Genomic DNA, 19,776 nt, shown 5'->3' with positions numbered 1-19,776 from the left:
ATGGCGCGCTCCCGGCCCTTCTTCGCGGTCACCGCCCCACCGGGACCGCCCGACCCCGCGCCGTCGCGAGTCCCCCCATCGGCGCCGTGATGATGGATTCCGAGACCTCACAGGCTTCCCAGGCACCCCGTTCGCCCCAGTCACCTCATACGTTCCAGGTCGACCTGCGTGGTCTGGTGGACCTGCTCTCCCACCACCTCTACTCCAGTCCCAAGGTGTATCTGCGCGAGCTGCTGCAGAACGCGGTGGACGCCATCACCGCGAGACGCGCGGCGGAGCCCGACGCCCCGGCCCGGGTGCGGCTGACCGCGCGGGGCGGCACGCTTCGGGTCGAGGACACCGGCGTGGGGCTCACCGAGGCGGACGTGCACAGCCTGCTCGCCACGATCGGGCGCAGTTCCAAGCGTGCCGAGGGTCTTCAGGAGGCCCGCTCCGACTTCCTGGGGCAGTTCGGCATCGGGCTGCTGGCCTGTTTCGTCGTGGCCGAGCGGATCCGGGTGGTCAGCCGCAGCGCCCGTACGCCCGGGGCGCCGCCCGTGGAGTGGACGGCCCGGGACGACGGTTCGTACACGGTGCGGACGCTGCCGGACGCCGACCGGCCCGAACCGGGCACGACCGTGCAGCTGGTGGCCCGGGCGGGGGCGGCGGAGTGGCTCACGCCCGAGCGGGTCGCGGCCCTGGCACGGGACTTCGGTTCGCTGCTGCCGTACGACGTCCGGGTGGGCGACGAGGCGGTCACCGACCTCCCGGCGCCCTGGGACCGTTCGTATCCGAGTCCGGCCACCCGCCGCGTCGCCCTCGCCCGGCACTGCCACGACCTGTTCGGCTTCACCCCGTTGGACACGATCGACCTGGCCGTGCCGCTGGCCGGCATCCGCGGGGTGGCGTATGTGCTGCCGTCGGCGGTCAGCCCGGCCCAGCGCGCGGGTCATCGCGTGCATCTCAAGGGCATGCTGCTGACCGAACGGGCCGAGCAGCTGCTGCCCGACTGGGCGTTCTTCGTGCGCTGCGTGCTCGACACGGACAGCCTGCGGCCGACGGCCTCGCGCGAGTCGCTGTACGAGGACGAGACGCTGGCCGCCGTACGGGAGGCGCTGGGCGAGCGGATCCGTGCGTGGCTGACGGGCCTGGCGGCCGGTGATCCGGAACGGCTGGCCGCGTTCCTGTCGGTGCACCACCTGGGTGTGAAGTCGCTGGCCCGGCACGACCGCGAGATGCTGCGCACGATGCTGCCGTGGCTGCCCTTCGAGACGACCGACGGGCGGCTGTCCCTGGAGGAGTTCGCGCAGCGGCACCCGGTGGTGCACTTCACGCGGACCGTCGAGGAGTACCGGCAGGTCGCGCCGATCGCGTCCGCGCAGGGCATCGGCGTGATCAACGGCGGTTACACGTACGACAGCGAGCTGGTGGAGGCCTTGCCGTCGGTGCGGCCCGGGACCGTGGTCGCCGAGCTGGACGCGGACACGGTGACCGCGCATCTGGACGACGTCGACCCGGCCGAAGAGCTGGCCCTGTCGGACTTCCTGGCGGCGGCGCGGGCCCGGCTCGACCAGCTGGGCTGCGATGTGGTGCTGCGGGCCTTCCATCCGCTCTCGGTGCCCGCGCTGCACCTCGACGACCGGGACGCCCGGCACGAACAGGCCCGGGCCGACGCCGAGGCGCAGGCCGACGACCTGTGGGCGGGCATCCTCGGCTCCCTGCGCGGCAGTGCTCCACGCGCGCGTCTGGTGCTCAACCACCTCAATCCGCTGGTCCGGCGGATCAGCGCGCTGCACGACCCGGAGCTGATCGGCACGGCGACGGAGTCGCTGTACGGGCAGGCTCTGCTGATGGCGCAGCGGCCGCTGAGGCCCGCCGACTCGGCGCTGCTCAACCGCGCGTTCATCGGTCTCCTGGAGTGGGCCACGCACAGCGAGGACGGTCAGGCATGAGTGAGATCACCGACTTCGACGCGCTGCGCCGGGCGATGGCGGAGAACTCGGACGAGCCGGAGGGGCCCGCCCGCAACGCGCGCGCGGAGGAGCTGCTGGCGGCGGCCGAGAAGCTGAACATCCCGCTCGCCGTGATCGAGGCGCTCGGGCACCAGCTGAAGGTCTACAACTACAGCTCCGAGAAGGGGAAGATGTTCGTCCCCTTCGCTCGCCTGCTGCGCCTGTGGGACGAACACCCCGAGGACTTCGACGAGTACGAGACCCACTCGCTGCACTGGGTCTTCAAGTGGGTGTCGTCCGGCATGCTCGACCAGCCGCACATCCCGCTCGCGTCGATCGAGAAGTGGCTCGGCGAGATGGAGCACCGCTATCGGCTCGCCGGGCACTCCGAGCGGGCCGTGCGCAGCGCCGAGCACAGTGTGGCCGCGCATGTCGGGGACATCGCGCGGGCCGAGCGGGCGTACGCCGCGTGGCTGGCCGCCGACCGGGACAGCATGGCCGACTGCCACGCCTGCGAGCTGCACGGGCAGGGCTGGTGGCAGGCGGAGCAGGGCCGGGACGCGGAGGCCGTGGAGCTGTGGCGGCCGGTGCTGGAGGGCGAGTACGCCTGCGCCCACGAGCCCCACACGGCCCTCGCCTCGTCCCTGGTGCCGCTGCTGCGGCTGGGCCGCCTGGACGAGGCTCGCGCGCACCATCTGCGGGGCTTCCGGCTCGTACGGGCCATGGAGAGCATGCGTGGTGCGTACGCGGAGCATGTGGAGTTCTGCGCGCTGACCGGCAACGAGGCGCGTGGTCTTGAGCTGCTCGCGGAGCGGCCGGCGTACTTCACGGACGACGGGCAGCCGCAGAGCAAGCTGGACTTCATGAGCGTGGTGGCCCTGCTCATGGACCGCCTGACCGGCCTCGGTCTCGGTGACCGGCAGGTGCCGGGCCCGGCCGGCCGGGAGTGGACCGCCCGGGAACTGGCCACGCACGCGCGTGCGGAGGCCCTCGCCCTGGCGGCGCGCTTCGACGAGCGCAACGGCACGGCATACGTCAGCGAGCGGGCACGCGCGCGTATGGCGCGGCAGCCCCTGGTGGAGCGGCTGCCGCTGGGCGTGCGGTCGGTGCGGACGGTCCCTCCGCCCGCTCCCCCGGCCATGACGCCTACTGGCACCGGGCAGCCGGGCCTGCCCGCCCTGCTGGCCGAGGCACGGCGGCTGTCGGACACCCTGCGGCCGGGCGCCGTGGAGGCGTGGGCGGCGGTCGCCGGGGCCGCGGAGGGCGTCGAGCTGGACCCGCGCGACCGGGCCGAGATCGCGGACCACGAGGCGATGGGCCTCGGCCCCGGGGGTGCCGCGCTCTTCGAGCGGGCCGCCGGGCTGTACGCGGAGGCGGGCGATCCGGGCGAGGCTCTGGCGGCACACGCGCGGGCGGCGTACGTACGCGCTCTCGGGGGCGAGGTGGCCGAAGCGGTCACGGCCGTGGCCGGGCCGTACGACGAGGTCCTCGCGCTGCACGCCGCCGGCGGCACGGGCCTGCGGCAGACGGCGTCCGTCCTGATGGGCCGGGCCCGGATCCTGATGCGCCGGGCGCACGCGGCCGAGGGTCCCGGGACGGAGGCGGTGCTCGCGGAGGCCGAGGCCGCCGTCCGCGAGGTCCTGGCGCTCGTCGACGGGCGGACCGGGGAGGACGTACGGCTGGCCGCGCGGGCCGCCGAGGCGCAGGCGATGCTCGGCGAGCTGGCGGGACTGGCCGGGGATCTGAGGTCGGCGGCGGAGCTGTTCGCGCGCGGCGCGGCGGCGTTCGTCGCTGCGGGGCTGCCCTGGTTCGCCGTGGAGTACGAGGCCCGGCTGGCCTCCCTGGCCCACCACCTCGACGACATGGCGGAGGCGGAACGGGCGCTGCGGGCGGCCCTGGAGCACGGCGGGCCGCAGCTGGAGGCGCCCGGCCGGGCCCAGCTGCACCTCCAGCTCGCCGAGGTGGTCGGCGGCCGGGGCGAGGCCGTGGAGGCCGCGGAGCACGCCCTGCAGGCGGCGCACTGGGCCGACGAGGCGGGCGAGAGCGCGACGCTGGGTGCCTGGGCACGGCAGCAGCTCGGCGGGTTCCTGCTGCGGCAGGAGCGGTGGGCCGAGGCCGCCGAGGTGCTGGAGTCGGCGCTGCCCGATCTGACCGCCGAGACACACGGCGACGGGGCGGTCGTGCAGACGCAGTGGTGGCTCGGCGACTGCCTGAGCGAACTCGGCGAGCACCGCGCGGCCGCCGAACGGCGCCTGCAGGCGGCCGAGATCGCCCGGCACTGGCCCGAGCAGCAGGACCACGCCACCCTCGCCCATCTGGCCGGTGAGTCGCTCGGACAGGCCGGGCTGGCCGCCGAGGCGGACCGGGCCTACACCCGTGCGGGCGACCTGTGGCGCGAACTCGGCAACACCCACGGTCTGGTCCGCTCCCTGCGCGCCCGCGCCTGGCTGGCGTTGCGCACGCGGGACGGGCAGGAGGAGGCTCGCGGCCTGATGGCGAGCGCGGTCCGGGCGTGCGAGACGGCGCGGGACACGGCGGCCGACGAGGAGTCCCGGCTCCCACTCACGGCCGAACTCGGTCACACCCACCGGCAGTTCGGCGACCTGCTGGCCCGCTCCGTCACCGAGGACGTCGAAGACGCCTCGACCCGGGCCGTGATGGAGGAGGCCCTGTTCCAAGTGGCCCGGTCGGCAGAGGTGTTCGCCTCGCTCGGGGACGGCGCCCTGCACAGCCGCACCGGCGCCGAGCTGGCCGCGGGCTGGCTGGAGGCCGACCTGGGCCGCCCTGCCGAGGCCGTGGCACGCGCGCGTGCGGTGCTGGCGGCGTACGAGGGACACGACGGCTCCGACGACACGGGAGCCGAGGACCAGGAGGTGCGGGCCCGGTTGGCGGAGGCCGGGCACATGCTCCGGGCCGTGGCGGAGCGGCAGGGCTGAGGTCCGGTCCTACTCCACGCCGATGAGGAGCAGGGCTCCTTGCCGTCCGCCCCGGTACACCACCGTGTCGACGGCGAGGTAGCTCTCACGGACCCGGCCCTCCAGATGCTCGGCGATCGCCTCGGGAGCGTCGTCGCCGAGCACCAGGGTGACCATCTCGCCCCCGGCCGCGAGCATCCGGTCCAGGACGGTCTCGGCGGTGGCCGCGACATCCGCGCCGATCACGGCCACGTCGCCGTCGATCAGGCCGAGGACGTCGCCGGCCTGGCAGATGCCGGCCATCGTCCAGGACTGGCGCTCGGCGACGGTGACCTCGGCGTAGCGGGTCGCGCCGGCCGCCGAGGTCATCGACACCACGTCCTCGTCGAAGCGCCGCTCCGGCTCGTGCACGGCCAGTGCCGCGATGCCCTGGACCGCCGAGCGGGTGGGGATGAGGGCCACGCGGATGCCCTCCGTACGGGCCTGCTCGGCCGCCGCCGCGGCGGTGTGACGCAGTTCGGCGTCGTTGGGCAGCAGCACGACCTCGCGCGCGTGGGCCCGCCGTACGGCCTGTACGAGCTCGCCGCTCGCGGGCGGCTCCCCGGGGCGTGCGAGCACGGTGGTCGCGCCGGCCTCGGTGTACAGCCCGGCCAGGCCCGCACCGGGCACGACGGCCACGACGGCGCGCTGGGCGCGCTCCCGGGGCAGCCGCTCGGCACCGGTGGTGTGCACGTCGCCGGCGCCGAAGTGTGTGATGCGGATCCGGTAGGGCCGCCCCGCCTCGATGCCGGCCTCGACGGCGGCGCCCGCGTCGTCGACGTGGACATGGACGTTCCACAGCCCGTCACCGCCGACCACGACGAGGGAGTCCCCGAGGGCGTCGAGCCGCTCCCGCAACCGCGCCACGGCCGCGTCCTCGGCCTCGAGGAGGTAGATCACCTCGAAGGCGGGCCCGTCCTGGTGCGCCGCGGCGGTGCCGTCCGCGCACTCGCCCCGCACGGGACCATCGGCCGGTTCCACGCGCGCGTGGTGGTCGCGGCGGTCGTCGTCCGGGCCGAGGCACAAGCCCACCGGCTCCTCAGCCACCACTCCCCCGGACGCCCTGGCCCCTGGCACGCTCACCACACCCGCCGCCACCCGGGGCATCTCCCCCGTGAACGTCTCCACCAGCGCCCCGAGCACCGCCACCAGCCCCCGCCCACCGGCGTCGACCACTCCGGCGCGTTCCAGGACGGGCAGCTGGCCGGGGGTCGCGGCGAGGGCCGTGCGCGCTCCCTCGTAGGCCGCCCGGGCCACCTTCCCGCAGTCGCCCTCGGCACCGTCCGCGGCGGCCGCGGCGGCCGAGGCGACCGTGAGGACGGTGCCCTCGACCGGGTGGGCCACGGCCTGGCGGGCGGAGTCGGCCGCGTGCCGCAGGGCGAGCCGCAGGCCCTGGCCGTCGGCATGGGCGGCCTCGTCGGCGGCCAGCACCTGGGCCATGCCGCGCAGCAGCTGGGCGAGGATGGTCCCCGAGTTCCCGCGGGCGCCGATGAGCGCCCCGTGCGCCATCGCCCGGGCGGCGTCGGCGAATGTCGGCCCCTCGGCACCCGCCCCCGCCGCATGGCCCGCGAACACCGCCTCGACCGCGGCCACCGCGGACTCCACGGTCAGGTACAGGTTCGTGCCGGTGTCCCCGTCCGCCACGGGGTAGACGTTGATCGCGTCGATCTCCTCACGCGCCCGCCCCAGCGTCTCGAGAGCGAGACCGCACCAGGTGCGCACCGCGACAGCATCGAAGAATGTCTGCGGCACCTGCGCCACTGCGCCTCCCTCAGCTGCTTGACGTGGCACGCAGCGTAGTCTCCGGGGCCATCCTCACCGGAAGTGGGCCAGGTGAGACCACCGCCCGACCATGGTAGTTTCGTCGTCCTGGGGCAGTCGTTGTATGCTGCTCCGGTTGCCCGATCCCAATCGGGCCATTCCCCTGGCACCGCCACTCAGATCTTCGATCCTGATCCCGGCATGCCGGGATCAACCGTAAGTGCATCTGAAGTCTTTGGAGTGACCCGTGGCTGCCAACTGCGACGTCTGTGGCAAGGGGCCGGGCTTCGGCAACAACATCTCGCACTCGCACCGCCGTACGCCCCGTCGCTGGAACCCGAACATCCAGCGTGTGCGTACCGTGGTGGGCGGGACGCCGAAGCGCGTGAACGCTTGCACCTCGTGCATCAAGGCCGGCAAGGTCTCGCGCTGACGCTCAGCTAGCGCGCGGCCACTGCTGGTTCGCTCAGAGAGCCGGTCCACCTCAGGTGGACCGGCTCTTTGTCATGCCTGAGCGGCTACGCTTCCCCGCGGAACCGCCAGCCGTGATCGACCGGCCCGATGCCCCCGCCGAGCGCGAAGCCGGCAGCGACGGCCCCTGTGACGTACTCCTTGGCCGCCGCCACCGCCTCCGGCACCGACGGCCCCTTCGCGAGCTGTGCGGCGATCGCGGAGGCCAGGGTGCAGCCCGTGCCGTGCGTGTGCCGGTTGTCATGGCGCGGCGCCCGCAGCCAGTGCTCCTCGGAGCCGTCGGTGAGCAGGTCGACGGCGTCCCCGGGCAGATGACCGCCCTTGATCAGCACCCAGCGCGGCCCGTACCCGAGCACGGCCGCCGCGGCGCGCCGCAACTGCTCCTCCGACTCGACCCGCACCCCCGTCAGCTGGGCCACCTCGTCGAGGTTCGGGGTGGCGACCGTCGCCACGGGGAGCAGCTTCGTACGGACGGAGTCCAGCGCCGAGGCGGCAAGCAGGGGGTCACCGTGCTTGGAGACGCCCACCGGGTCGACGACCGCCGGGGCGTCCGTCCCAGCGAGCAACTCGGCCACCGCCTCCACGAGTTCCGCGGAGGCCAGCATGCCGGTCTTGACCGCCTGGACGCCGATGTCGTCGACGACACTGCGGTACTGGGCCCGCACGGCCTCCACGGGCAGTTCCCAAGCCCCCTGCACGCCGAGCGAGTTCTGCGCCGTCACCGCGGTGACGACGCTCATGCCGTGCACGCCGAGCGCGAGCATGGTCTTCAGGTCGGCCTGGATGCCCGCGCCCCCGCCGGAGTCGGAGCCTGCCACGGTGAGGACGTTGGGGATCATGACTCTATGTCTCCGAAGTGGTCCCAGCCGCCCTTGCTGGTCCACGGCGCCCCGTCGACCGTGACCTGGGGCAGCGCCGAGGGGTTGAGGACCTCGCCGATGACCTTCCAGCGGGCGGGCAGCTTCACGTCCGAGGGGAACGTCGCCACGATCGCGTGGTCCTCTCCCCCGGTCAGCACCCACTGCATGGGGTCGACGCCGACGGCCTGACCGATGTCGTTCATCTGGGTCGGGATGTCGATCGCCCCGGAGCGGATGTCGATCCGCACCTTGCTGGCCTCGGCGATGTGACCGAGGTCGGCGATCAGACCGTCGCTCACATCGCACATCGCGGTCGCCCCGAGCCCGGCGGCGGCCGGACCAGCGTGATACGGCGGCTCGGGACGCCGGTGGGCCTCCACGAACGCGCGCGGCGAGCGGAACCCCCGCGACAACACCGCGTACCCGGCCGCCGACCAGCCCAGCCAGCCGGTCACCGCGACGAGGTCGCCGGGCTGCGCGCCCGCCCGCGTCACCGGCTCCTGGTTGCGCAGATCGCCGAGCGCCGTGATCGACACCATGATCGAGTCCCCGCGTACGACGTCACCGCCGACCACGGCGGCTCCGGCGACCTGGCACTCGTCGCGCAGGCCGTCCATCAGCTCGCTCGGCCAGGTCACCGGCAGGTCGGCCGGAACGACCAGACCGAGCAGCAGCGCGGTCGGTACGGCCCCCATGGCGGCGATGTCGGCGAGGTTCTGCGCGGCCGCCTTGCGGCCCACGTCGTAGGCCGTCGACCAGTCCCGGCGGAAGTGCCGGCCCTCCACCAGGATGTCCGTACTGGCCACGACCCTGCGGTCGGGCGCGGCCACCACGGCGGCGTCGTCGCCGGGGCCCACCCGGACCGCCGGGGTGGTGGTCAGACGGGAGGTGAGCTCCCTGATGAGCCCGAACTCACCGAGCTCACCAACAGTGCCCTTCATTGCCCTTTCTCCCCTTCTGTCCCTGTCCATGCGCGGTCGCGAGGCATCTTGGGCCTCGCTACGGTCGAAGTGACCGTCACGTTCTGCCGGACCCGCACCCCGGCGCGCAAGACCCGGTCCCCAGGGGTCTCCCCGTGGTGAGCGGCGACGCGATACCGTGGCGTTCCTTTTCCCCACATGATCCTCGTGGCCGCCCTGGAGGTTCCGTGGTACAGGCGTACATCCTGATCCAGACGGAGGTCGGCAAGGCGTCGACCGTCGCCGAGACGATCAGCAAGATCCCTGGGGTCGTCCAGGCCGAGGACGTGACAGGACCGTACGACGTCATCGTGCGGGCCCAGGCCGACACCGTCGACGATCTCGGTCGTCTGGTGGTCGCCAAGGTCCAGCAGGTGGACGGCATCACCCGCACCCTGACCTGCCCGGTCGTCCATATCTAGCCCCCGTCTACCCTGTGCCGGTGAACTCTTTCCGTCACCGGCACCGTTCTGTCTTCCGCGTGTTCCGCCTGCCCGCTCTCGCGCTGTTGATCACTGTCGCGGGCTGCTCCTCAGCAGACGACAGCGCGTCGGCGGCGGTTCCCAGTCCGGGCGCCAAGGCCGTGGAACTGTGCCGGAACCTGGACAAGGTACTGCCCGCGAAGGTGGACGGTGAGCACCGTGAGGACCCCGAGCCCGCGTCGGCGCTGACGGCGGGCTGGGGCAGCCCGGCGATCATACTGCGCTGCGGTGTTCCGCAGCCGCCGAAGATGATCGACCCCAAGGTGGCGGACGGACGTGATCCGGACGCGGTCGCCGGGGGTGTGAACGGGGTGGACTGGCTGATGGAGGAGCGGGGCGACGAGGGGCACGTGTTCACCACCGCCAACCGGGAGGTGTACGTGGAAGTGCGCGTGCCGGACGGGCCGGACAGCTCCGGGGTGCTGATCGATCTGGCCGCCGCTGTGAAAAAGGCGATCCCCGAGGGGATCGCCTCCTGACACCTCCTGCGACGCGCGGTCGATTCAGCGCAGGCCCGTCGAACGGCCAAGAGCCGCCTGCACCAGGCGGTCCACCAGCTCCGGGTAGGACACCCCGCTCGCCTGCCACATCTGCGGGTACATCGAGATGGGCGTGAATCCGGGCATCGTGTTGATCTCGTTGATCACGAACTCGCCGTCCTCGGTGAGGAAGAAGTCCGCGCGGACCAGGCCCTCGCAGGACGCCGCCTCGAAGGCGTCGACCGCCAGACGCTGGACCTCCGCCGTCTCCTCCGCCGTCAGAGGCGCGGGCACGATCCCCGGCGTCGAGTCGATGTACTTGGCCTCGAAGTCGTAGTACGCGTGCGCCTCGGGAGTGGGGATCTCGGCGGGGGCGGAGGCCCGGGGGCCGTCCTCGAACTCCAGGACGCCGCACTCGATCTCGCGGCCGCGCAGCGCCGCCTCCACGAGGATCTTCGGGTCGTGCCGCTGGGCCTCGGCGATCGCCTCGTCGAGTCCGGAGAGGTCGTCGACCTTGGTGATGCCGATCGACGAACCGGCGCGGGCGGGCTTCACGAAGAGCGGCCAGCCGTGCTCGCCGGCGAAGTCCACGATCTTCTTGCGGGCGGCGGTCTCGTCCCTCTCCCACTCGCGCGGGCGGACCACCACGTACGGGCCCACCGTGAGCCCGAAGGAGGTGAACACCCGCTTCATGTACTCCTTGTCCTGGCCGACGGCCGAGGCGAGCACACCCGAACCCACGTACGGGACGCCGGAGAGCTCCAGGAGGCCCTGGAGGGTGCCGTCCTCGCCGTACGGGCCGTGCAGCACCGGAAAGACCACGTCGACCTCGCCGAGCGCCTTGGGAACCGATCCCGGCTCGCTGTAGACGACTTCGCGGTTGGCGGGGTCGACCGGGAGGATCACTCCACCCTCGTCCGACTCGGCCAGCGCGTCGACACTCGGCGGGCGCCGGTCGACGATCGCCATCCGCTCCGGTTCGTCCGCCGTGAGCGCCCAACGGCCGTCCTGGGTGATGCCGATCGGCAGGACGTCGTACTTGGTCCGGTCGATGGCCTTGAGGACGGCGCCGGCGGTGACCACGGAGATCCCGTGTTCGGAGCTGCGCCCGCCGAACACGACGGCCACACGCGGCTTGCGAGGCGGCTGCTCTGGGCTCTGGGGGAGGTTCTCGGTGCTCATATCGGGTTGAGAGTACCCGTTGGTAGGGCCCGGAGACAGCGCCCCCGGCGACGCGTCGCTCAGCGTCGTTCGGGCTTCGCGCTGCGCGACATCAGCTCCTTGAGGGCCACCACCGGAGGCTTGCCCTCGTGCACGATTTCGACGACCGTCTCGGTGATCGGCATGTCGACTCCGTGCCGGCGGGCCAGATCCAGCACCGACTCGCAGGACTTGACGCCCTCGGCGGTCTGCTTGGTGACCGCGATGGTCTCCTGCAGGGTCATGCCCTTGCCGAGGTTGGTGCCGAAGGTGTGGTTGCGGGACAGCGGCGAGGAGCAGGTGGCCACCAGGTCGCCCAGGCCCGCGAGTCCGGAGAAGGTCAGCGGGTCGGCGCCGAGCGCCATGCCGAGCCGGGTGGTCTCGGCGAGACCGCGGGTGATGAGCGAGCCCTTGGCGTTGTCGCCGAGGCCCATGCCGTCCGCGATGCCGACGGCCAGCCCGATGACGTTCTTCACCGCGCCGCCGAGTTCACAGCCGACGACGTCGGTGTTGGTGTACGGGCGGAAGTACGGCGTGTGGCAGGCGGCCTGAAGCCGCTGGGCGACGGCCTCGTCGGTGCAGGCGACCACGGCGGCGGCCGGCATCCGCGCGGCGATCTCCCGCGCCAGGTTGGGCCCGGTGACCACGGCGATCCGCTCCGGGCCGACCTTGGCGACGTCATCGATGACCTCGCTCATCCGCATCGCGGAGCCGAGTTCGACGCCCTTCATCAGTGACACGAGGACCGTGTTCGGGGCGAGCAGCGGGCTCCACTCGGCGAGGTTGCCGCGCAGGGTCTGCGAGGGGACCGAAAGGACCGTGAAGTCGGCGTCCGCTGCGGCTGCCGCCGGGTCCGTGGTGGCCCGTACGTTCTCCGGCAGCTCGACGCCCGGGAAGTAGTCGGGATTGGTCCGGGTGGAGTTGATCGCCTCCACGAGCTCCGGACGGCGCCCCCACAGGGTGACCTCGCACCCCGCGTCGGCGAGCACCATGCCGAACGCCGTACCCCACGAACCGGCGCTCAGCACCGCCGCCTTGACCGGCTTGCTCACTTGCCCAGCCCCTCTTCCTGCGCCGACTGCACGGACTGCACCGATTCCTGCCCGCCCCCCTGTGTCTGCGCCTTGGTGCGGCGCCGCTGCTCGATCCGCTCCCGGCGCGGGTCGTAGGGCGTGGCGGGCGCCTTCTCCCCGCGGATCTCCTCCAGCTGACCGGTGACGGCGGCCATGATGGCCTCGGTGGCCTCCTTCAGCAGCTCCGCGGTCATCTCCCGGTCGTAGAACCGCGTGAGGTCAACGGGCGGCCCGGCCAGCACGCGGTGCGTCTTGCGCGGCAGGAGGTGCGGCTTCTTCGCGTACGGCGGCAGCAGCTCGTTGCAGCCCCACTGGGCGACGGGGATCACCGGGCACTTGGTCTCCAGGGCGACGCGCGCCGCCCCGGTCTTGCCGGTCATGGGCCAGCCTTCCGGGTCGCGGGTGAGCGTGCCCTCGGGATAGAAGGCGACGCATTCACCGCGGTTCACGGCGTCGATCGCGGCCCGGAAAGCGCTGAGCGCGTCCGTGCTCTCGCGGTAGACGGGGATCTGCCCGGTGCCCCGCATCGCGGCCCCGACGAATCCACTCTTGAAAAGGCCGCTCTTCGCGAGGAATCGCGGGACGCGCCCGGTGTTGTACTGAAAGTGCGCGTAAGCGAAGGGGTCGATGTGCGAATTGTGGTTCACCGCGGTGATAAATCCACCATCAGCCGGAATGTGCTCGATTCCGCGCCAGTCCCGCCTGAGCAGAACCACCAGCGGCGGTTTGCAGATCACCGCAGCGAAGCGGTACCAGAAGCCGATTCTGCGGCGGGGCACGCGGACACCTTCCTCTAGGGCCTGAAGCGGGGGCCACCGGGGGGCCGCACAAGTGTCGCCCCAGGCCGCCGGTCTGTCGAGAACACCGTACGCCCCGACCCGCCCGCCGCCCGATGCCCCGGGTGACAATGACCGCGACAAGAGAGGGACGGAACAGCTGTGCAGTGGACGTTGGTCGTACCCCTGAAACCCCTGGCCCAGGCCAAGAGCAGGCTTGCGGACACCGCGGACGACGGGCTGCGGCCGGGCCTGGCGCTCGCCTTCGCCCAGGACACCGTGGCGGCGGCGCTGGCCTGTCCCGCGGTACGGGGTGTGGCAGTCGTCACGGACGACGCCCGGGCGGGCCGTGAGCTGGCGGTACTCGGCGCCGCGATCATCCCCGACGCGCCGGGACGCGGCCTCAACGCCGCTCTCGCACACGGGGCGGGGATCATACGGTCCACTCGCCCCGGAAGTCCGGTGGCCGCGCTCAACGCCGATCTGCCGGCGCTGCGTCCGCCGGAATTGACTCGGGTACTCGACGCGGCCTCTGAATTCCCGCGCGCATTTCTCCCGGACGCGGCCGCAATCGGCACGACCCTGCTGGCAGCCGCCCCGGGCCGTGAATTGCTCCCGGCCTTCGGCACCGATTCCCGGGCCCGGCACCACGCGTCCGGGGCCGTGGAACTCGGCCTCGCCGACGTGGATTCCGTACGCCAGGACGTGGACACCGGAGACGATCTGCGCAACGCGCTGGCCCTGGGGGTCGGTCCCCATACGGCCGCGGCCGCCGCGCGGTTGCTGATCCCCGGGCAGTAGGCTGCGGACATGCAGGCGACCGCTTATACGTACGACCCCGAAAGCCGCAGCGGGCAGGTGCTCCTGGACGACGGCACCCCGGTGCCCTTCGACGCGCCTGCGTTCGACGCGGGGGGTCTCAGGCTGCTGCGCCCCGGGCAGCGCGTGCGTATCGAGGTGGAAGGCGCGAAGGACGACCTCAGGATCACTCTGGTGACACTGCAGACCCTCTGACCTCTGCTTGAACACGCCGCGGGCCGGACTCCATGCGGGAGTCCGGCCCGTCGCGTGAGTACCCGGCGCCCTTACTTCTTGCGGGCGGTGGTCTTCTTGGCGGTGGTCTTGCGCGCCGTCGACTTCTTGGCGGGCGCCTTCTTGGCCGTGGCCTTCTTCGCCGGGGCCTTCTTGGCGGTGGTCTTCTTCGCGGCGGTGCTCTTGGCGGTCGCCGTGGTCTTCTTGGCGGGCGCCTTCTTCGCCGTCGTCTTCTTCGCGGCCGCCGTCTTCGTGGTCGCCTTCTTCGCCGTCGTCTTCTTGGCGGTGGTCTTCTTCGCGGCGGCCTTCTTGGCGGTCGCCTTCTTCGCGGCGGCCTTCTTGACCGTCGCGCCGGCACCGCCGGTCAGGCTGCCCTTCGGCGCCTTCTTGACCGAGACCTCGCCGCCACGCGGCAGCTTCTTCGAGCCGCTGACCAGGTCCTTGAAGCCCTGACCCGCACGGAAGCGCGGAACGGAGGTCTTCTTGACCCGAACCCGCTCGCCCGTCTGGGGGTTACGGGCGTACCGAGCCGGACGGTCGACCTTCTCGAACGAACCGAAGCCGGTGACGGAAACCCGCTCACCCGAGACGACCGCGCGGACGATGGCGTCCAGTACGTGGTCGACAGCATCGGCGGCCTGCTGGCGGCCGCCCATCTTGTCGGCAATCGCTTCTACGAGCTGCGCCTTGTTCACGTCTTCCCCTTCGGAGACATCGCCAGAACGAAAGTGTTCAAGCTTTTTCGCACGTTAGGCAGATATATACCGCAAATCAAACACGAAACGGGCTTCTCACCCTTGTGCCGCAACGAACTCGGCGGTGTCGTCCGGTTCAGCGTTCCTCGTCGGGGAGTCGCCCCTCGTCGAGGTCCACGGTGAACCGTTCCAGCCGCCTTGCCGCGTCGGCGAGATCGTGCTTGGCCGCGGCCGTAATGACCAGCAGCTTCCGGGTCAGCGCCATCCGTACGCCCTCCGGGACTTGCAGTGCGCGCACTCTTGCGTGCGCTTCCTTGAGTTGGCCCGCGACTGCCGCATAGAGCTCGAGTTGGCCGTCGTGTTCCATGCACAGATTGTGCCATCTGGGGCGAGTTGTCGCCTGCGCAGGGGACAACTGCCGCCGCAAACGGCCTTCCGGGCAGGCGCGGAAGTCGCGGCTGTACACCTCGCGTACCCCGGCAACCACCGGCATAACGCGGGAAGTTGAACGCCGCCTTCCGGGCGGACAGGGCCGTTCGGGTGCAGACACGGCTGTACCCCCGATCGGGCTGATCGGGGGTACAGAGGGGGTGTTGCGGTGGCCGAAAGTCGCCTTGTTCCCAGGCGCCGGATCGTGCTCCTGATCAGAGCTGGATCGTCTGCGGCTTGAAGGCGGGACGCTTCGCCTCGTACGCGGCGATGTCCTCCTCGTTCCGGAGGGTGATCGAGATGTCGTCGAGGCCGTTCAGCAGCCGCCAGCGGGAGTTCTCGTCCAGCTCGAAGGCGGCGGTGATGCCCTCGGCACGCACCTCGCGGCTCTCCAGGTCGACGGTGATCTCGGCCTGCGGGTCCTTCTCGGCGAGCTCCCACAGCGCGTCCACGATCTTCTGCTCCAGAACCACTGTGAGCAGGCCGTTCTTGAGCGAGTTGCCGCGGAAGATATCGGCGAAGCGGGAGGAGATCACGGCCTTGAAGCCGTAGTTCTGCAGTGCCCAGACGGCGTGCTCACGGGAGGAGCCGGTGCCGAAGTCGGGGCCGGCGACCAGGACGGTCGCGCCCTGCCGCTCGGGCTGGTTGAGCACGAACGACTCGTCCTTGCGCCAGGCCTCGAACAGCCCGTCCTCGAACCCGTCGCGCGTGACCTTCTTGAGCCAGTGGGCGGGGATGATCTGGTCGGTGTCGACGTTGCTGCGACGCAGCGGGACGGCCCGGCCGGTGTGAGTGGTGAAGGCTTCCATGACTGATCAGACTCCAGCGGGCGTACGGGTGTCGGCGGCGGACAGGTCGGCCGGGGAGGCCAGGTGGCCCAGGACGGCGGTCGCGGCCGCGACCTGCGGCGACACCAGGTGCGTACGGCCGCCCTTGCCCTGCCGGCCCTCGAAGTTGCGGTTGGAGGTGGACGCGGAGCGCTCACCCGGGGCCAGCTGGTCGGGGTTCATGCCCAGACACATCGAGCAGCCCGCGTGCCGCCATTCGGCGCCGGCGTCCTTGAAGACGACGTCCAGACCCTCGGAAACGGCCTGCAGACCGACCCGCGCGGAGCCCGGGACGACCAGCATCCGTACGCCGTCGGCGACTTTGCGGTCCTTCACGATCTCGGCCGCGGCCCGCAGGTCCTCGATGCGGCCGTTGGTGCAGGAGCCTACGAAGACGGTGTCCACCTTGATGGAGCGCAGCGGCTGCCCGGCCTCCAACCCCATGTACTCCAGGGCCTTTTCGGCGGCGTAGCGCTCCGATGCGTCTTCGTACGATGCAGGGTCGGGGACGGACGCCGAAAGGGGTGCGCCCTGGCCGGGGTTGGTGCCCCAGGTGACGAACGGCGCCAGCTCGGTGGCGTCGATGACGACCTCGGCGTCGAACTCGGCGTCCTCGTCCGTCCTGAGCGTCTTCCAGTACTCGACGGCCGCGTCCCAGTCGGCGCCCTCGGGGGCGTGCGGGCGGCCCTTCAGGTACGCGAAGGTGGTCTCGTCCGGGGCGATCATGCCCGCGCGGGCGCCGGCCTCGATCGACATGTTGCAGATGGTCATGCGGGCTTCCATCGAGAGCTTCTCGATGGCCTCGCCGCGGTACTCCAGGACGTAGCCCTGGCCGCCGCCGGTGCCGATCCGCGCGATGATCGCCAGGATGAGGTCCTTGGCGGTGACGCCGTCGGGCAGTTCGCCGTCGACCGTGATCGCCATGGTCTTCGGGCGGGACATCGGCAGCGTCTGGGTGGCCAGCACGTGCTCGACCTGGGAGGTGCCGATGCCGAACGCCAGCGCGCCGAAGGCGCCGTGCGTGGAGGTGTGCGAGTCGCCGCAGACGACGGTGGTGCCGGGCTGGGTCAGGCCCAGCTGCGGGCCGACGACGTGCACGACGCCCTGCTCGACGTCGCCCAGCGGGTGCAGACGCACGCCGAACTCGGCGGCGTTCTTGCGCAGCGTCTCCAGCTGAACCCGGGAGACCGGGTCGGCGATGGGCTTGTCGATGTCGAGGGTGGGGGTGTTGTGGTCCTCGGTGGCGATGGTGAGGTCGAGGCGCCGCACCGTGCGGCCGCTCTTGCGGAGGCCGTCGAAGGCCTGCGGGCTGGTCACCTCGTGCAGCAGGTGCAGATCGATGAAGAGAAGGTCGGGCTCGCCCTCCGCGCGCCGGACGACATGGTCGTCCCAGACTTTCTCCGCGAGTGTCCTACCCATCGCTGTTCCCTCCGGCCGACGACGATCCGCCGGCCCAACTAGAGATCTTGAGGAGGCGGGCCCCTGCCCCGATTCCGGGCATCCGCCGCCAGGCCCGTACGTCACGGGCCGTTGTGACTTCGTGTCTTCAAGAGTGGCGGGTTCCACGGAAAATTGAACTTGCGTTTCACAGAGTGAGACGCGAGTATCGTTTCATGGACAACAGTAGCGGCGTCGGCGTTCTGGACAAGGCGGCCCTCGTCCTGAGCGCTCTGGAGTCCGGTCCGGCCACCCTCGCGGGCCTGGTCGGTGCCACCGGACTGGCACGACCCACGGCCCACCGCCTGGCCGTGGCCCTGGAACACCACCGCATGGTGGCGCGTGACATGCAGGGCCGTTTCATTCTCGGCCCTCGCCTGGCAGAACTCGCCGCGGCAGCGGGTGAGGACCGTCTCCTCGCCACCGCCGGCCCGGTGCTCACCCACGTCCGTGACATCACGGGCGAGAGCGCGCAGCTCTACCGCCGCCAAGGCGACATGCGGATCTGCGTCGCCGCGGCGGAGCGTCTGTCCGGCCTGAGGGACACGGTCCCGGTCGGCTCGACGCTCACGATGAAGGCCGGCTCCTCGGCACAGATCCTGCTGGCCTGGGAGGAGCCGGAGCGGCTGCACCGCGGTCTGCAGGGCGCCCGCTTCACGGCGACGGCCCTGTCGGGCGTACGGCGACGGGGCTGGGCCCAGTCGATCGGCGAGCGCGAACCGGGTGTCGCGTCCGTCTCCGCGCCGGTGCGGGGGCCGTCGAACCGGGTCGTGGCCGCAGTGTCGGTGTCCGGGCCGATCGAGCGTCTGACGCGTCACCCGGGGCGGATGCATGCGCAGGCCGTGATCGATGCGGCCGGGCGCCTCTCCGAGGCGCTGCGACGGACTGGCTGAACCGACTGATCGCTCTTGGGGAGAGCAGGCCTCAACGCCGCGGCAGGCTTTCCCCGATTCAGCGCCATGACGGGGGCGGTTTCGTCGTCGAGCGCGGGCCGTCAGTGGTTGTTCGCGCAGTTCCCCGCGCCCCTAGGGCATACGCAGAAGGCCCCTCACCGAGGTGAGGGGCCTTCGTGGTGTGTACCCCCGACCGGATTCGAACCGGCGCTACCGCCTTGAGAGGGCGGCGTGCTAGGCCGCTACACAACGGGGGCGTGGAGCCTGCAGGCGTTTAGAACTACAGCGCCGCAGGTCCGAGCTGGTCTACCTGGACTCGAACCAAGACTAACTGAACCAGAATCAGTCGTGCTGCCAATTACACCATAGACCAATGTGGTTTAGACCAGTCAGTACCCCCGACCGGATTCGAACCGGCGCTACCGCCTTGAGAGGGCGGCGTGCTAGGCCGCTACACAACGGGGGCCCTAGCAGTTCCGAGATGATCGTCGATCCTTCGGAACCCTGTACCCCCGACCGGATTCGAACCGGCGCTACCGCCTTGAGAGGGCGGCGTGCTAGGCCGCTACACAACGGGGGCCTTGCAGATGAGCTCTGCGAGCTGGCCTACCTGGACTCGAACCAAGACTAACTGAACCAGAATCAGTCGTGCTGCCAATTACACCATAGGCCACTGGAACGCAAGCCCCTGAGGGGGTTCTTGTTCTAGTTGTGCGCCTGGGGTTCCTGCCTTCCGGCCCGGCCCCGCGGCGCAGGAAGAACATTACCTGAAGGTGGACGGGGCTCCAAAACGACTATCCGTGCCGAGCAGAGAGGGCAGTTCGGCGAGGGAGGCGATGCGGTGCGGACCGACGGGCGGCTCGATCGTGGCGTACAGGCCGCCGCGGTCGATCCACACCGAGAGCAGCCCGGCGTCGGCGGCGCCCCGCCCGTCGATCTCCGGGTGGTCACCGACGTAGGCGACCTGGTGGGGCGGCAGATCGAGGGCCGTGCAGGCGGCGAGGAACGCGCCGGCCTCGGGCTTGGAGACGCCGAGCTCGGCGGCGCACAGGATGCTCTCGAAGCGGTCGTGGACGCCGAGGACGCGCAGCTTGTGGTCCTGGACGTGGATGCTGGAGTTGGAGAGCACGGCGTGCCGGTGGCTGGCGGCGAGGGCGTCGAGGACGGGCAGGACGTCAGGGAAGAGGGTCCAGACCTCCTCGTAGTGGGCGCGGTAGCGCCGGAACCACGCGTCGGCCTCGGCGTCGGTCAGCTCCTGACCCAGGAACACCCGTACGCGGTCGCGCCGCTGCGCCTCGAAGGTGGCCTCCCCCGCCGCGAAGCGCGCCCATTGCAGGTCGGTGATCTCCCGCCAGCGGGCGAGGGCCTGGTCGACGGTGTCGTAGTCGTCGAGCAGGCCCTCGGTCATCAGGTGGGCGCGCATGCCGAGGCGGTCGGCGGTGGTGTAGTCGAAGAGGGTGTCGTCGACGTCCCAGACCACGGCTTGGATGCTCATGGTGCGACCGTACCCACCGCGC

The 19,776-nt window shown here is 71.4% G+C and carries 19 protein-coding genes and 5 tRNA genes; 8 read left to right on the top strand and 16 right to left on the bottom strand.

Features of this window, described 5'->3' with window-relative positions; translation table 11 throughout:
• The first annotated feature begins 92 nt into the window (after nucleotides 1-92).
• Complete coding sequence (locus AC07DF_RS05910) at nucleotides 93-1,931, top strand: HSP90 family protein (RefSeq protein WP_478967605.1); 1,839 nt, start codon at nucleotides 93-95, stop codon at nucleotides 1,929-1,931.
• Complete coding sequence (locus AC07DF_RS05905) at nucleotides 1,928-4,867, top strand: tetratricopeptide repeat protein (protein WP_478967254.1); 2,940 nt, start codon at nucleotides 1,928-1,930, stop codon at nucleotides 4,865-4,867. Before AC07DF_RS05910 ends, AC07DF_RS05905 begins: the two co-directional genes overlap by 4 nt.
• A gap of 9 nt (nucleotides 4,868-4,876) precedes the next feature.
• Here the strand turns inward: AC07DF_RS05905 and AC07DF_RS05900 are convergent, their stop codons facing one another.
• Entirely contained in the window at nucleotides 4,877-6,646 is a 1,770-nt protein-coding gene (locus AC07DF_RS05900) for a DAK2 domain-containing protein (protein WP_478967252.1), read from the bottom strand.
• A gap of 247 nt (nucleotides 6,647-6,893) precedes the next feature.
• Between AC07DF_RS05900 and rpmB the strand changes: the two genes are divergently transcribed.
• Entirely contained in the window at nucleotides 6,894-7,079 is a 186-nt protein-coding gene (gene rpmB / locus AC07DF_RS05895) for a 50S ribosomal protein L28 (protein ID WP_004924906.1), read from the top strand.
• Between the two features lie 85 nt (nucleotides 7,080-7,164).
• Here the strand turns inward: rpmB and thiD are convergent, their stop codons facing one another.
• The gene (gene thiD / locus AC07DF_RS05890; RefSeq protein ID WP_478967250.1) at nucleotides 7,165-7,956 is read right to left on the bottom strand and encodes a bifunctional hydroxymethylpyrimidine kinase/phosphomethylpyrimidine kinase; all 792 of its coding nucleotides are present in this window, start codon (nucleotides 7,954-7,956) and stop codon (nucleotides 7,165-7,167) included.
• Nucleotides 7,953-8,918: a thiamine-phosphate kinase gene (locus AC07DF_RS05885; RefSeq protein WP_382496958.1), complete on the bottom strand. Its 966-nt coding sequence runs from the start codon at nucleotides 8,916-8,918 to the stop codon at nucleotides 7,953-7,955. The genes thiD and AC07DF_RS05885 overlap by 4 nt, the downstream gene beginning before the upstream one ends.
• Nucleotides 8,919-9,124: 206 nt before the next feature.
• Between AC07DF_RS05885 and AC07DF_RS05880 the strand changes: the two genes are divergently transcribed.
• Together AC07DF_RS05880 and AC07DF_RS05875 are read left to right on the top strand one after the other, a co-directional pair.
• The gene (locus tag AC07DF_RS05880; protein WP_189727946.1) at nucleotides 9,125-9,358 is read left to right on the top strand and encodes an Lrp/AsnC family transcriptional regulator; all 234 of its coding nucleotides are present in this window, start codon (nucleotides 9,125-9,127) and stop codon (nucleotides 9,356-9,358) included.
• Nucleotides 9,359-9,378: 20 nt separating this feature from the next.
• Nucleotides 9,379-9,897, top strand: coding sequence for a DUF3515 domain-containing protein (locus AC07DF_RS05875; RefSeq protein ID WP_478967248.1), 519 nt, complete (start codon nucleotides 9,379-9,381; stop codon nucleotides 9,895-9,897).
• A gap of 24 nt (nucleotides 9,898-9,921) precedes the next feature.
• On the opposite strand, the gene AC07DF_RS05870 is transcribed toward AC07DF_RS05875, so the two are convergent.
• The 3 genes from AC07DF_RS05870 to AC07DF_RS05860 are packed head-to-tail and all read right to left on the bottom strand — an operon-like array spanning nucleotide 9,922 to nucleotide 12,949.
• Nucleotides 9,922-11,079 (bottom strand): D-alanine--D-alanine ligase family protein, encoded by a 1,158-nt coding sequence (locus tag AC07DF_RS05870; RefSeq protein ID WP_478967246.1) that lies wholly within the window; start codon nucleotides 11,077-11,079, stop codon nucleotides 9,922-9,924.
• 59 nt (nucleotides 11,080-11,138) lie between these two features.
• On the bottom strand, nucleotides 11,139-12,149 hold the full coding sequence (locus AC07DF_RS05865; protein WP_478967244.1) for an NAD(P)H-dependent glycerol-3-phosphate dehydrogenase: 1,011 nt from the start codon (nucleotides 12,147-12,149) through the stop codon (nucleotides 11,139-11,141).
• A complete protein-coding gene (locus AC07DF_RS05860; protein WP_478967242.1) occupies nucleotides 12,146-12,949 on the bottom strand; it encodes a lysophospholipid acyltransferase family protein in 804 nt (267 codons plus the stop codon). The genes AC07DF_RS05865 and AC07DF_RS05860 overlap by 4 nt, the downstream gene beginning before the upstream one ends.
• 159 nt (nucleotides 12,950-13,108) lie before the next feature.
• Between AC07DF_RS05860 and cofC the strand changes: the two genes are divergently transcribed.
• Both cofC and AC07DF_RS05850 read left to right on the top strand, forming a co-directional pair.
• Nucleotides 13,109-13,747, top strand: coding sequence for a 2-phospho-L-lactate guanylyltransferase (cofC, locus tag AC07DF_RS05855; protein ID WP_478967240.1), 639 nt, complete (start codon nucleotides 13,109-13,111; stop codon nucleotides 13,745-13,747).
• Nucleotides 13,748-13,756: 9 nt separating this feature from the next.
• A complete protein-coding gene (locus tag AC07DF_RS05850; RefSeq protein ID WP_184598572.1) occupies nucleotides 13,757-13,960 on the top strand; it encodes a hypothetical protein in 204 nt (67 codons plus the stop codon).
• Between the two features lie 71 nt (nucleotides 13,961-14,031).
• Here AC07DF_RS05850 and AC07DF_RS05845 read toward each other — a convergent pair whose 3' ends face one another.
• From AC07DF_RS05845 to leuC, 4 genes are all read right to left on the bottom strand, one after another.
• Complete coding sequence (locus AC07DF_RS05845; RefSeq protein WP_215118325.1) at nucleotides 14,032-14,673, bottom strand: HU family DNA-binding protein; 642 nt, start codon at nucleotides 14,671-14,673, stop codon at nucleotides 14,032-14,034.
• 136 nt (nucleotides 14,674-14,809) lie between these two features.
• On the bottom strand, nucleotides 14,810-15,040 hold the full coding sequence (locus AC07DF_RS05840; RefSeq protein ID WP_382592352.1) for an SCO5555 family protein: 231 nt from the start codon (nucleotides 15,038-15,040) through the stop codon (nucleotides 14,810-14,812).
• 277 nt (nucleotides 15,041-15,317) lie between these two features.
• Nucleotides 15,318-15,911 carry a 3-isopropylmalate dehydratase small subunit gene (leuD, locus tag AC07DF_RS05835; protein ID WP_478967237.1) on the bottom strand — a complete coding sequence of 198 codons (594 nt, stop codon included), beginning with the start codon at nucleotides 15,909-15,911 and terminating at the stop codon, nucleotides 15,318-15,320.
• A gap of 6 nt (nucleotides 15,912-15,917) precedes the next feature.
• The gene (leuC, locus tag AC07DF_RS05830; protein ID WP_478967235.1) at nucleotides 15,918-17,348 is read right to left on the bottom strand and encodes a 3-isopropylmalate dehydratase large subunit; all 1,431 of its coding nucleotides are present in this window, start codon (nucleotides 17,346-17,348) and stop codon (nucleotides 15,918-15,920) included.
• A gap of 194 nt (nucleotides 17,349-17,542) precedes the next feature.
• On the opposite strand from leuC, the gene ndgR reads away from it, so the two are divergent.
• A complete protein-coding gene (ndgR, locus tag AC07DF_RS05825; protein WP_184598579.1) occupies nucleotides 17,543-18,259 on the top strand; it encodes an IclR family transcriptional regulator NdgR in 717 nt (238 codons plus the stop codon).
• Nucleotides 18,260-18,443: 184 nt separating this feature from the next.
• On the opposite strand, the gene AC07DF_RS05820 is transcribed toward ndgR, so the two are convergent.
• The 6 genes from AC07DF_RS05820 to AC07DF_RS05795 all read right to left on the bottom strand — a co-directional run bounded on the left by AC07DF_RS05820 (nucleotide 18,444) and on the right by AC07DF_RS05795 (nucleotide 19,754).
• Nucleotides 18,444-18,516 (bottom strand) — tRNA-Glu (locus tag AC07DF_RS05820).
• 44 nt (nucleotides 18,517-18,560) lie between these two features.
• Nucleotides 18,561-18,632 (bottom strand) — tRNA-Gln (locus AC07DF_RS05815).
• 20 nt (nucleotides 18,633-18,652) lie between these two features.
• A tRNA-Glu gene (locus AC07DF_RS05810) sits at nucleotides 18,653-18,725 on the bottom strand.
• A gap of 41 nt (nucleotides 18,726-18,766) precedes the next feature.
• Nucleotides 18,767-18,839: transfer RNA gene (locus AC07DF_RS05805), tRNA-Glu, on the bottom strand.
• Nucleotides 18,840-18,860: 21 nt separating this feature from the next.
• Nucleotides 18,861-18,932: transfer RNA gene (locus AC07DF_RS05800), tRNA-Gln, on the bottom strand.
• 90 nt (nucleotides 18,933-19,022) lie between these two features.
• Nucleotides 19,023-19,754, bottom strand: coding sequence for an HAD family hydrolase (locus tag AC07DF_RS05795; protein ID WP_478967232.1), 732 nt, complete (start codon nucleotides 19,752-19,754; stop codon nucleotides 19,023-19,025).
• Nucleotides 19,755-19,776: the final 22 nt, after the last annotated feature.

This window comes from Streptomyces sp. NPDC044719 (assembly GCF_056433405.1).
Note: the sequence above shows the minus strand (reverse complement) of the source record. Positions and strands in the feature narration are given on the sequence as shown.